Source organism: Thioalkalivibrio sp. ALMg13-2 (assembly GCF_000381185.1).
Taxonomy (GTDB): domain Bacteria; phylum Pseudomonadota; class Gammaproteobacteria; order Ectothiorhodospirales; family Ectothiorhodospiraceae; genus Thioalkalivibrio; species Thioalkalivibrio versutus.
The window spans coordinates 1-12,305 of the sequence record NZ_KB906134.1 but is presented as its reverse complement, the minus strand read 5'-3'; the positions used below and the strand labels follow the sequence as shown (position 1 = coordinate 12,305).

Sequence of the window (12,305 nt, the reverse complement as noted above, 5' to 3'; positions counted from 1 at the left end):
TGTCCGCATACGCGACTCCGGCACGAAACGGGGGCAGCGCAAACTCACCAAACAGGGCGATCCAGAGTTGCGACGGCTGCTCTATCTGGCCGCGATGCAGGCCAAGTCGAAAGCCGCCTGGAGTGACTACTACCAGCGCTGCCTGGACCGTGGCCTGGCGACGACCCAGGCACTGAACGCCTTGGCTCGAAAGCTGGCCCGCGTCGCCTTCGCCTTGATGAAAAATCAGACCGATTACCAACCTAAGATCCCTTGTGGAGAGACATAGAATCTCCTACGGGGTGGGTGGCTCATCCGCGGGTTTGGCGTTTTGCACCTCGGCGCGGAGTTGTTCGATCTCGTCCATCAGGGTTTCGTGCTCGGCACGTTTGCGCTGGAGCAGGCTGTAGGCCAGGCGCGCCTTTTCCTGCAGGCCGTTCGGCGTGAGCTGGTACAGGTAGGCCGAGCGGTTATCCGAGCGGCGGAAGTTCTGCGCCTTGACCCAGCCGCGGTCGAGCACGGCCTTGAGCGCGTAGTGCGTCTTGCCCACCGACAGGCCCAGCGCCCGCGCGAGCTGGCGCTGGCTCATGTCCGGCTCGCGCTCCAGCAGGCGGAGCACTTCCAGATGAAGATCTTCTTCAATCAATAGGTTATCTGGGTCATGGGCGTCGTTTGGGCACGCTACCGCCGGGGCGGTGCACCCGGAGTTTTCGCGGGCCCGCCCAGGGGGTAGCTCCTGACTGTGCGTTCACGGGGTGAACGAAGGCCACAAGTAGAGCATATCGGCTGGTCGCATGACAATAGGACGGGCGCGCAAGAAAGGGCAACGGGAGGGATTGGTTTTTGCCGGCCCCATCAGGGCGGTGCTACCGCAGGAGGTCCCGGCTCTTCGCTTTGTTACGGCCAGGATGACGGGACGAGGTTTCCCTGCGGCCGCGGCTCGCCCCATCCATCAGCCTGGCGCCCCACCCCGAGAACCATCCCGAAAACCAACTCCGCATCCACGCCCGCCCCCGTCATCCGGGAAACCGCGCCACCCCACTGTCATCCCGGAAACCGCGGAGCGGTTATCCGGGATCTCGGGCGTCCGGGCGACCCCCAGCGGTGTAGATCCCGGCTCTTCGCTTCGCTACGGCCGGGATGACGGGGTGCGGTTACGGCCGGGATGAGGAGGCGGGCGTGCGGTTACGGCCGGAATGACGGGGTGGGTGTAGCGTTCCGGCCGCGGACTAACGCTGCCGCGTGTCGGCGCGGGGATACCGGCGCGCGGTCAATGTGCAGACACCCAGTTTTGCACCTGCAGCCCGGGCACACGCTCAAACTCGCGCCCATTGTTCGTCACTAGTACGGTTCCTGTTGCCCGTGCGTGCGCCGCTATCAGAAGGTCGTTTGCGCCAATGGGGGCGCCAGCGTGTTCCAGCTCAGCCCGGATGTCTCCGTAATGGTCGGCTGCTTCTTCCGGCCAGTCGCACACCTGCGTGAAAGCCAGAAAACGCTCCAATGCGGCCTCGCTACGCTCTTTCTGATTCGACCGGCAAACGCCGTAACGCAATTCCGCCAGGACGACGGCGGATAGGCCGACCTCCCCCACCGGCACGTGGCGTAACCGTTCGTGCACCTCGGGCGGCCGGCGTTTCATGATGTAGATACAGATGTTCGTGTCCAGCATATAGCGCATGGATCACAACGCCTCGCGATCCTGGGCCATTCGATCCTCGATCGAATCGGGAAAGTCGTCGGGCAGGGTCTCGGCAGGACCCAGGAAATAATCATCCCAGGACCGCGGCTTGGCCCGCAGGATCAATGCATCCCCGCGCTTTTCGATGACCACCTCATCGGTATCGAACGTAAATCCCTTCGGCAGCCGTACGGCCTGACTGCGCCCATTCCGAAACAAACTCGCCGTGCGTCGCTTCATTATCTAGCCCCAAAATGGCTGCATATGCCTAAAGCATATCCCAGCCAGCGGCGTGTTTCCAGGCCTCATCGCTCAGTGGGTTCGGCTCATACAACCAGCGCGGCCCTCCGTCATCCCGGAAACCACGCCACCCCACCGTCATCCCGGAAACCGCGCCACCCCACCGTCATCCCGGAAACCGCGGAGCGGTTATCCGGGATCTCGTGCGTCCGGGCTGCCACTAGCGGTGGAGATCCCGGCTCTTCGCTTCGCTACGGCCGGGATGACGAGGTGGGGTAGCGCTACGGCCGGGATGATGAGCCAGGGGGCGCCCTCCGGCCGAGGCCGTGTGGCGCAGGGCCGCGGGCCGTGGGCCGTGGGCCGTGGGCCGTTGAATTGTAGGAGCCGACCCTCTCGGCGATGGGGCATTGGTTAGGCCCGATCGCACCAGCGCGGTGCGTGCCCGGGTTCTACCCCGTTTCGGTTCTGGTGAATCAGTGGATGCACGAGCCGACCTCCTTCTACATGATTCCTCGACAGGCAACGCGCTGCACACGCACGTGAGTCAAACACATCTGCAGGACGAGAATGTCGTCGCCTTCGTCATAGGTCGTGCGCATCGTCACCCCCTCCAGTCAAAGGGATGCATGACGGTTTTGACCACGAATGGTTCTTCAAGCACCAAAGCCGCACAAATCTGGCGTATCGTGCTTGCCGCCTGGCCTCGTTGTCGCCCTGGTCCAAGTACGCTGGGTCCGGATCGATCCCGCAATCCTCCTCGCCAATCCGCTGGCATAGTTGGACCAGGCATAGTCACCGGCCGCTGGCACCATTCACGCCCGAACGGGGTTCAACTCGATGTAGCGCGTACAGGCGAGCAGATAGGTCTCTGTCTGCACTGGGCTGGACTTGTAGCGCCCTTCCCACAGCGTTTCCGCGCGTTTCTTGTTACCGTTTCCCCGTTCGCTCGCGGCTCCCAGCTTGCAAACTCCAGCGCCCACGGCGGACACTTAGCCCGGATCGGCCCAACACCGCTCCAAGGTCTCTCACTGCCCCAAGCCCATCTCCCCACGCGCAAAAATGATTCGGAACCTGTACGCCCGCACGCGAGGACTGACGGCAAAGGCCTTTCTGCACCTCGCCCTGCGCCTCTGCAACCGCTCGCAGATTCAGCATGCGCTATTCGAAAAATGGGACATTCCGAAGCTGTCCCGTATACATGGCGAGTTCCGACATGACACCGCCCACTCCGATCTGCACATCGCGGGCCTTGAGAAAGAGAGCGGGACGATCCGGGGAACGATTGTCCACGCGGTTCAGTGCATCGAGACGCCCATACGCCGCGTCCTCCTGCCCGGGGAATACAACCGCGACAAACCGCACTATGCGCACCTCGTCGGAATACCGACGACCGAGATCGTGACTGCCGGGCTGCATCCGGACATGGATCACCACTGGGACTATTCCGACCCGCCTCCTGCATTGGGCACCTTCGATCTGATCATTTCGCAGGCCATGCTGGAGCACCTGATCGATCCGTACCGGCATGTCGGCGACCTGGCTGCCAAGCTGAACCCGGGCGGGCACCTGATCCTGCATACCCACCCGCCGGGGTTCCCCTACCACCGCCATCCGGTCGACTGCATCCGCTTCTACCCCGACTGGTTCGAGGAGGCCGCCAAGCGATTGGGCCTTTCCATCGCTCAGCGCTACATGGGCAATCTGCGGATCTGTTATATGCTGCGCAAACCAGCCCAACCGCAGGAACAGGGAATCGGGCCCGACTGAACCCACTCCGTTGAGGATGGACAGCACTTACCTGACGAGCAGATCCATCAACGCGCTTCTCCAGCCGCTAAACATCTGGTAGCCACCACGCCACCAGACAACCATGACATGGCGGATCCGGAGAGGCCTCGGCATCCCGTGCAGCCGTACGCGACTATCGAGCTGTCGGGCGAGCGTTGCGAATCGGGCCGCCAGGGCCTCGAACTCCCGTGCACCAAGCCCGGAGCGCTTACGAGCGGCCTCTTCCATGCCCGCGTGGAGCATGTGGAGACACACCGCCTCGCGGCGTGCATCCACCGCCCAGGAGGCGCTGCCCGACCAGCGACGAAGGAACACGGCCCGCATAAAACCTGCCCGGGTCATTGGGGCCAGAGCGTTTGTACTCCCCCCCGACGTATTGTCGGCGTGCCTCCTGTAATACTGCAGGACTTCGTGGACGATGTGCTTCCGCTGGAGACCGTCGGCCATCCTGACAAACCAGATGTCATGAGACCGGAAATTCACTGGAATGGGCATAGCCCAGTCCAGCAACTCCCTGCGAATCGCACAACAACAGCCGATCGCAAATCGGTCCAGCGAGAGTCCTGCTCCCCTAAACTGCTCAAGCTTACTCGGCCCGATGTGAGAAAGGTCGTGATTGGCCACCGCGGCATCGCACATGAACAACCAGGCAGGTTCTTCGCCGTGTGCAGCACTCTCCATCTTCTCGATTTTGTTCGTGAACCAGACATCATCCTGGTCACTCAGGAAGACCAGATCGCCCGTGGTCGCCGCTATGGCCCGGTTGAAATTGGCCACAAAACCCTGACGTCCCCGGCCGGGTAACACCTTGACGACAAAAGGGGCTGATTCCTGGAAACGTCGAACAATCTCCATCGTGCGATCGGACGACGCGTCGTCCGCAATGACCACTTCATCCGGCCAGCGCGTCTGCTTCAGAAAACTCTGCAGCTGCTCTTCGATGTAGCGCTCGCCGTTATACGCCGCCAGCGCGATGGATACCTTCATCTCAGCCGCTCTCCTTCGACGTACCCGCCACGCGGTGGTACAGCTCGAGATCGGACGCGTAGTATGACTCCACGAAATCACGGACATAATGGGAGTCGAACACCCCCCGGGCGCGCCGATCACGCGGCACGTAGAGCGTGGCCTCAAGCCCCTGAGTGGCTGATACCGGGAGCACTCGCCGCAGCCGGGCCATAATCGGCGCCACCAGTCCATGCGCTCGGCGCAAGGCCTCGTAGCGGTACATGAGTGCGGCATTCTCGCGACGAGGCGCGGATTCGCCCTGTACTGCCACAGGGTCCGAATGGCCCACACATACCTTCAACGCCTGGACGAAGGCGTGGATCCGTTCCACGGGATATACGGTAGCGACCACTTGCTCGCCATCCAGCTCGATGTAATCGCGCTGGTGCTGGAAATGAATGTAATCCAGAGGCAGACAACTCGAGGGGCCGCACCGCGAGAGGTAGGCGATACTGGCTTCCACTGCCCGTTTCAGTTCGGCAATGCTGAGTCGCGCCACCAACCCTTCACCCTCCCAGCGAATCCGTTCGGATACAGAAGATGCAAACCGTCTGTACGGATCGCGCACCAGGGCGAAGGATTGGTAGTGGACAACCGCTGCAAAGGCCTCCGGAAAGTGCTCCCGCAATACCACCAGAGGCATGTGCGCGTAGTCCACCAGGCCCAGGCTGGGATGTTCCCGACGCCAGGGATGCCCGGCCTCCTGCCATTGATTCAATCCCTCCAGCGGGCGCCGAACCGTCGTGCCGGCACACTTCGGTATGTGCACAAAGACGAAGCGGTGGTCGTGATTGATGATCATCGGAAGAATGGCCGGGTTGTTGGATCACGCCGCCCGCGAAGACCTGCCACGGCCTTGCGCTGTGAATTGCGCGCGATGGGGTGGGGTCTTCGCCGCGCCTGCGATGCCAGTGCTCGCCTGGCGCGTGCGATCTGCGACATGGAGGCCTTTCGGTGCAAGGCCAAGCGCCGCCCAATGGTAGCCGTCGCCGATGTTGCACTGGGCTGCTTGCCCAGGCCCATCCAGTCGGCTGAACATCACCCTGCTGCGGAGATCGGCACGGGCACCCGAAAGCCATGCGCCATCAGCACCGCCTCGAGGTCCTGAAGGGAAACTTCCATCGATGCGGAGAGAGCGTCTTCCGCGGGCGTCTGCGGGCAGAGTATGACTTGATGCTCGAGCTTCCGCTGCCGGCAGATGTCCCGGAAGCAGGGCACGCGATGACGATCCGGCAACAACTCGATGACCTTCGTCCCCTCCTCGCACCACATAAGGTTGGTCAGACCCGCACCATGCGTGGCTACCACCAGCCGTGCCGACGCAAACAACGCCATCTGCTCGATCACGGCCATGCCCGAAAGCTCCTTTACCTCGATTCCATGGCGGTGCATCAGAGCCTGCACATCCGCTTCGTTCCGCACGGGCCGGCGCGTCGTGTCACCCCTGGAGATGTACAGCAAACGGTCCGGATTACTGCCGACCGACGGATGCCCCGCGGCACCCCTGATCCGATCGACAAGCCCACTCGTCATGTTCATGGCGCCTTTGTCGCGAACGGGGACGAGCAGTTCGTCAACCGTCACCCGTTCATAATCGGCATAGGGGATCACCTGATGAGGCATGATGCCGATCATGTCCAGAATTTGCTCTTGCCACGGCTGCCCCGAGTAAGAAATGAGAAAACGCTCGGGCTGAAGGTCGGGCGGAAAGGCCTCACGAAGCATCAGAAAATCACCCACCGTATCGATCCAGAAGTGGTAGTAGTTGCACGCGTCACTCACTTCGTTGCCCAGCAAGGCGACCCGGCCGTGCAGATGTGCACCGGTACGCGGAAACGGGTAGCGCTTCGATACGATGCCTCTGACTCTTTGCGCCAAGAGGTAGGGTGCCCCAGGATATGCGATCCGACGAAAGGGCTGAACCCGCACAGCAGCGCGACGGTCCTGTGTGTTTCTCGCCCCGTCATCGCGCGGTTTGAACATACAGACATCTGCCATCGGGACATGGAAGACGCCCGGGTTTTCGACTGGATCTTTCTCGGTCCACCCAGCCTGGGCCTGCTCCCGGGTCCATGGCGGATCCGCGTCCGCGGCACCCCACCCAGCCATGCTCGAATCAATCCAGCGCACGACGCCCTGGGCTCCCGGGCGAACCGAGGCGATGTCCTCGAACGCACGCAGCCCCTTCAGGAGCATCCCCTTGGCCCACCCACGTGGATTCAGCCTGGACGCCATGCCACATGCTCCTTACGAGATACTCTGGTGATCAGCCGTAGGCCACAGCCTGCCATTGCCGGAACCAGGAAATGGTCTGCTCCAGGCCTTCTTCCAGGGATGTTACGGGATCCCACCCCAGTTGCGCTCTCGCCATCGCGATATCGGGCTGACGTTGTCGCGGATCGTCCTCTGGAGCTTCGTGGTGCACCAGCGGGGATCTGGAACCGGTCTGCCGGATGACCTGCCGCGCCAGTTCCAGCATGGACACTTCCGTCGGATTCCCCAGGTTAACTGGCCCCGTGAAGTCGTCGTCCGTCTGCATCAATTGTTTCAGCCCTCTGACCATGTCATCGACATAGCAAAAGGAGCGCGTCTGCTCGCCGTTGCCATAGATTGTCAGGGGCTGCCCCTGCAAGGCCTGGACAACGAAATTGGAAACCACACGGCCGTCGTGCGGGTGCATCCGCGGCCCATAAGTATTGAAAATACGCGCCACCTTGATCGGCATCCGATGCTGGCGACGGTAGTCGAAGAAAAGCGTTTCGGCACAGCGCTTGGCTTCGTCATAGCAGGCACGAGGGCCGATCGGATTCACGCGCCCCCAGTAGTCTTCCTTCTGGGGATGCACTTCCGGGTCGCCGTAGACTTCGCTGGTAGACGCCTGGAGGATTCGGGCGCCAGTGCGCTTGGCCAGCCCCAGCATATTGATTGCACCATGTACGCAGACCTTGGTCGTTTGCACTGGATCAAACCGGTAGTGCACCGGAGACGCCGGGCACGCCAGGTTGTAGATCTCGTCCGCCTCCACGTACAGGGGCTGCGTAATGTCGTGCCGGACGACTTCGAATAGCGGGTGCTGTACGAGATCTCGCAGATTATCGCGCGACCCCGTGAAGAAATTGTCCACACACAGGACTTCGTGGCCCTCCTGAAGCAGATCTCTGCACAGGTGGGACCCAATAAACCCGGCACCTCCGGTGACCAGGACTTTCTTGCGCAAGCTGTAGTGCATGGGGATGCGCCCTTGCTGTTCATGGAATGGTTTATGGAGCGCGTCTTATGCCTGTCGAGGGCGGACATCCGGACCCGTTGACGAAGTGCCTCGTCTTTCGCACGAATGCACGGCCCCATGCTCGAGTTTGACGATGCAGTCGCAACCCGAAACGGTGCCCAGACGGTGAGCGATCATGATGATCGTCTTCATGCTGGATAGAACGGAGACGGCTTCCATCACTGCCGCTTCCGTTTCATGGTCCAGCGCGCTGGTTGCCTCGTCGAACACCAGCACTGACGGCTCGTGGTAGAGCGCCCGGGCAATTCCGATACGCTGGCGCTGCCCGCCCGAAAGTCGCACGCCGCGCTCGCCCACCATGGTGTCGTAGCCGTCCGGCAGATCGTGGGCGATGAAGTCATGGACTTGAGCCATGCGCGCACAGTGCTCCACCTGCTCGCGGTCGATCTGCTCGGACGGCACGCCAAGAGCGATATTCTCCGCCACGCTGCTATCGGTCAGGAAGATTTCCTGCGGAACGTAGCCAAGCGCCTGTTGCCATGCCCGCAGATTGTCGTCGTTGATCGGCCGCCCGTCCACCACGATGCGGCCCTCGGTAGGGCGCAGAAGGCCCAGGAGCACGTCCACCAGGGTGGTCTTGCCGGCGCCGGTGGTCCCGATGATGCCCACGGAACTTCCCGCGGGGATCTCCAGAGAGATGTCCCGCAGCGCCGGGCGGCCGGCGTTCGGGTAGGTGTAATGCACATTTTCCAGGAGGATCGTGCTCCTGGGTTCCAGCGGCTGCGGGGCGTGTAGGTGCAACTCCGCCAGAGCGGTACGCTGGTGCAGGTCGTTGTAGACGTTCTCCACAGCTGCTTCGCCGAACCGCAGTTGTGCCATCCCGGCATAAATTCGCTGGGCGGCCGGCAGCATACGATAGCCGGCAAAGGCGTAGAGCCCGAGGACGGGCAGAACATTGCCCAACGCATTGCTTTCCATGCCCCCCTGGGTCGCCACCAGCACCAGCGTGAGCACGATGACACCCCCGAATCCGACGGCCTCAATGAGGAACTTGGGGATCTCGCTGAGTGTGTGGCTGGTGGCCTGATGACGGGCCTGACGGTTCGAAGGGCCATCGAACCGCGAGAGGTAGGCGTGTTCTAGGCCGAGGAGCTTGATGTCCTTGATGCCGCCCAAAGCTTCGCTAGCGGCAGTGAAACGCTCCTGGTTCGCACGGGCGCGGTCGCGCCCCACCCGGCCCAGGATGCCGCGTACCGCCCCAAAGATGAGCCCATACAAGCCGCCAATTACCACGGCTACCCCGAGAGCTAGCCAGGGGTCCACCACAATCAGCAGGACGACCAGCGAGAAGATCACCACGCTGTAGGCCACCATCTGCATCCCGGGTCGCAAAACGTTCAGTACAAGCTGATCTACCTCCGAGAGGATGTTCTTGGCCATGTCGCCGCTGTGGCGGTCAAGGAAGAAGGCATACGGCTGGCGCAGGTAAGTCTCCAGCAGCCGCTTGCCGATGCTGTGGCGGCGCATCTCGATGAAGCGGTTCATCACGTAGTGCGTGAGCGAACGGAAGAAGGCGGAGAACAGAATGAGCCCGAAGGCAGCCGCGCCCAGTGAGAAAATGAACGCATCCACCGTGGAGAAACCGAGACCTTCGTAAACGGCGTTGAGCACGGGATTGGTCTGCACCACGTCGGGATTACCCAGCACGGTCAAAAACGGCATAACCGAGGCGACGCCAGCGGTTTCCAGCATGGCCATAACGATGACCATGCCGAGCACGAGGCCGCCCCGGCGTTTTTCCCCGACGCTGAGCAGTGCAAAAACTTTATGGTAGATACGCATTAACGCGACATTCCGTCGGCTCCGGGGGCTGCCGGCATCGGGCTAGGGAAACGGTAGATTGCCAGCAAGATCAGCGGCGTCTCCGCTGTCTGACGATATCCAGTGGCTTGTCCATTGGATAGAACACCACTCTTGGAGGCAACCCAACCTTCTTGAGAAGCGCATTGGCCACCGCGCGACTGAGCCGCAAGGAGCGACGGGCGCGCATGCGCCAGTTTCGTTTCGCGGACAACACTGACTTAAAGCCTCCAGGCTCGACCCCATCGAGCATCGCTTCCCAGCTGGAATCCGCTTCGTAGCCGAAGCGAACCAGGTCTGCGGAGATCTCGCCATGCTCCAGGATTTGCTGTTTGACCCGCGGCAAATGGTCTCTCCAGTGACCCACGCTAGCCGAATCCATGGGTCGCATTCGGTGCAAGGCGCGCACCGATTTTTCGCCTGGCCGGGCGACCTCATGGAATTGACTGAAAGCATGACGGCGCACCAGACCGGGAACCCGCCGCTCCAGCCGTTCCTGAATCGCGTCCGGGTTGTGGACCAGGTCCTCATAACGAACCCCGTGGAAACGGGGATGGGACTCCAGATAACGGAAATGGCGAACAAACACCTTCCAGAAGCGAAGGTTGGAGTAATACCGATCAGGCGCCCTCCTGTGAACACTGACGATCGAATCCCGGGGATCCCGAACGATACAGATCACATGCAATGACGGATCAAGCTGCAAGGGCCAACGCACCACCGAAATGTCCGCCGGCTCTTTGGTAAGAGCAACTTCGGCTCCCAATGCCGGCTCTCGCGATACAGGCGCCTCATGTTCGCAGTACTCGTCGATCTCGAAACATGCGCCCATGGCCTCTGCCAGCAATGTGGTTCCCGTGCGGGGACCGCTTCCAACGATATGGATTCGCAACATGTTTGGAGAAACCCTCAAGAACACTGTCAGACACAGCGCGACCCGCAACCCATAAACCACAACGCCCGTGTCATCCCGGCCCTTCTCTCCGTTACCGGCGGGATAACCGGTTACTGGCTTGGCGGCCAACTATTAGTAACAGACCTTTAGTAACAGACCTTCTCTCGATTTCCGCGCACGCGTCCAGTACCTGTTCATCCAGGAACGGAGCCCCTACGTCTGCGATGGCTTCGATAGCCAGGCAGGCCGCAACACCTCGGCACGGCTTCGCCGCCCAGTGGGAACCTGCTTCCAGGCGAAGCGCCTGCCAAAGCCAGCCCCAGGCGAGAGCGTTCGCCTGCGGACAGGCTCCTCCGGCGGGATATGGCCCTTTCGTACTTTCGGGCAAGTTTATGGGTTAAGGATGAACCCCATCGCTTCCAGCTTTAGCAGGATGCGGTGGGCGGCTTCATCCGGCGCCATGTCGCGGGTGTCGATGCGCTTGCGCGCTTTTACCTCAGCACCTGAATGGCGATCCCCAAGTCCAGCTGACCCCACGCTCGGTCGGCGGTCAGTACAGGGAGCGACTTATCCATCGCCAAAGCAATACACGCCCGGTCGGCCATCGACAGCCCGTGCTGCCGGGAAGGCTCCCAGAGTTGTGCGGCCAACGCGGCTTGTTCCGCAGTGAAGGGCTCGAAAAGCAGCCCGACATCGGCAAATTCCTGCTGCATTCCCTGTATGTTCACCTTGCGTTGAAGCGATTTCTGCATCACTTCGGACCAGTTCACGGTCGAGACGCAGCCGCCATCCAGCATGGGTGCCACCTGGTCGCCACCCGGCTCGTCATGCAAAAAGGCCAACAATGCCGAAGCATCCAGTACCGTGGTCATGGAACCTTGCGCTCGCGCGTCGCCTCGGACCGCCGCTCGTCAATCAGTTCATCCACAAGGCTGACGTCCCTGGGGATGTGCTTGAACCGGTCGCGCAACCGTCTCTCGACCAGTTCACGCCGTTCCAGCACCAGGCTCTCGCCGACCAGGCGCGCGACCAAGCGGTCGCCGGGTTGTAGCTTGAGCGTCTTGCGCAGCCCCGCGGGAATGACGACGCGGCCCTGAGCCCCTACCTGGACTTCGTTGTCTTGATGTGCCATCAATCGTTCCTCATGCCACGGCCCAATAGAAGGTGACACGCACTCGTCCTGCGCGCAAGAACGACGGAGGCAGATCAGTTCTTCACGGTTAAACGTTTCGCTGCGGCCAGGACGCCGGTTGGGCGGCGGCTCCGGACCTGTAGGAGCCGAGCCCCTCGACGATTGCGGCGTTGGACAGGCCCGATCGCCCGAAGGGGCTGGGCTCCTGATATGGATTGACCTGTCAACGGTTGGCTATAGCGTTCGATAGAGGCCTCCTTGTTTCAATGTCTTCGGGTCAGGGCACGAGAAGCGAATTGCGACGGTGGATCACTCTGATATACGTGGGTTGGTTACCGACCGGACTTCACTTCGTCGCGGAGCTGCCCTTCTCTACAGTCGAGGGTCGGCCCTTCCGGGGAAGGGCGCACCTCATAGGAGCGCCAGGGGTTCTCCTCACCGGCCTCTCATGCCCTGGCCCGAAGACACTGATCCTGGGGTTCAACCGCCGACGCCT

Annotated in this window: 13 protein-coding genes and 1 pseudogene; 2 read left to right on the top strand and 12 right to left on the bottom strand. The window is 61.7% G+C overall.

Translation table 11 applies throughout. The features are described from left to right. The coding region (locus F618_RS0113745) for a transposase (RefSeq protein ID WP_019568906.1) at positions 1-268 on the top strand (268 nt) is incomplete at its 5' end. Between the two features lie 6 nt (positions 269-274). On the opposite strand, the gene F618_RS0113740 is transcribed toward F618_RS0113745, so the two are convergent. The 4 genes and pseudogenes from F618_RS0113740 to F618_RS16445 form a co-directional block, all read right to left on the bottom strand. After that, positions 275-625 (bottom strand): MarR family EPS-associated transcriptional regulator, encoded by a 351-nt coding sequence (locus F618_RS0113740; RefSeq protein WP_019563930.1) that lies wholly within the window; start codon positions 623-625, stop codon positions 275-277. 624 nt (positions 626-1,249) lie between these two features. Next, positions 1,250-1,657 (bottom strand): type II toxin-antitoxin system VapC family toxin, encoded by a 408-nt coding sequence (locus F618_RS0113735; RefSeq protein WP_018938978.1) that lies wholly within the window; start codon positions 1,655-1,657, stop codon positions 1,250-1,252. 3 nt (positions 1,658-1,660) lie between these two features. Further along, on the bottom strand, positions 1,661-1,897 hold the full coding sequence (locus F618_RS0113730) for an antitoxin (protein ID WP_026287991.1): 237 nt from the start codon (positions 1,895-1,897) through the stop codon (positions 1,661-1,663). Between the two features lie 669 nt (positions 1,898-2,566). Continuing rightward, positions 2,567-2,877, bottom strand: a pseudogene (locus tag F618_RS16445) (transposase); the annotation flags it as partial. Positions 2,878-2,956: 79 nt separating this feature from the next. Here F618_RS16445 and F618_RS0113720 point away from each other — a divergent pair. After that, a complete protein-coding gene (locus tag F618_RS0113720; protein WP_019568904.1) occupies positions 2,957-3,664 on the top strand; it encodes a methyltransferase domain-containing protein in 708 nt (235 codons plus the stop codon). Positions 3,665-3,691: 27 nt separating this feature from the next. Here F618_RS0113720 and F618_RS0113715 read toward each other — a convergent pair whose 3' ends face one another. The 8 genes from F618_RS0113715 to F618_RS0113675 form a co-directional block, all read right to left on the bottom strand. After that, complete coding sequence (locus F618_RS0113715; protein ID WP_019568903.1) at positions 3,692-4,672, bottom strand: glycosyltransferase family 2 protein; 981 nt, start codon at positions 4,670-4,672, stop codon at positions 3,692-3,694. Position 4,673: 1 nt separating this feature from the next. After that, positions 4,674-5,495 (bottom strand): sulfotransferase family 2 domain-containing protein, encoded by an 822-nt coding sequence (locus F618_RS0113710; RefSeq protein ID WP_019568902.1) that lies wholly within the window; start codon positions 5,493-5,495, stop codon positions 4,674-4,676. Positions 5,496-5,731: 236 nt separating this feature from the next. Next, positions 5,732-6,928 carry a DUF563 domain-containing protein gene (locus tag F618_RS16440; RefSeq protein ID WP_019568901.1) on the bottom strand — a complete coding sequence of 399 codons (1,197 nt, stop codon included), beginning with the start codon at positions 6,926-6,928 and terminating at the stop codon, positions 5,732-5,734. Between the two features lie 31 nt (positions 6,929-6,959). After that, positions 6,960-7,922: a UDP-glucuronic acid decarboxylase family protein gene (locus tag F618_RS0113700; RefSeq protein ID WP_019568900.1), complete on the bottom strand. Its 963-nt coding sequence runs from the start codon at positions 7,920-7,922 to the stop codon at positions 6,960-6,962. A gap of 45 nt (positions 7,923-7,967) precedes the next feature. Continuing rightward, positions 7,968-9,764: an ABC transporter ATP-binding protein gene (locus F618_RS15035; protein ID WP_019568899.1), complete on the bottom strand. Its 1,797-nt coding sequence runs from the start codon at positions 9,762-9,764 to the stop codon at positions 7,968-7,970. Positions 9,765-9,834: 70 nt separating this feature from the next. After that, positions 9,835-10,806: a sulfotransferase domain-containing protein gene (locus F618_RS16435; protein WP_231362688.1), complete on the bottom strand. Its 972-nt coding sequence runs from the start codon at positions 10,804-10,806 to the stop codon at positions 9,835-9,837. A 362-nt stretch (positions 10,807-11,168) separates the two neighbouring features. Beyond that, positions 11,169-11,549, bottom strand: coding sequence for a PIN domain-containing protein (locus F618_RS0113680; RefSeq protein WP_019568896.1), 381 nt, complete (start codon positions 11,547-11,549; stop codon positions 11,169-11,171). After that, a complete protein-coding gene (locus F618_RS0113675; protein ID WP_019568895.1) occupies positions 11,546-11,809 on the bottom strand; it encodes an AbrB/MazE/SpoVT family DNA-binding domain-containing protein in 264 nt (87 codons plus the stop codon). The genes F618_RS0113680 and F618_RS0113675 overlap by 4 nt, the downstream gene beginning before the upstream one ends. Positions 11,810-12,305 lie beyond the last annotated feature (496 nt).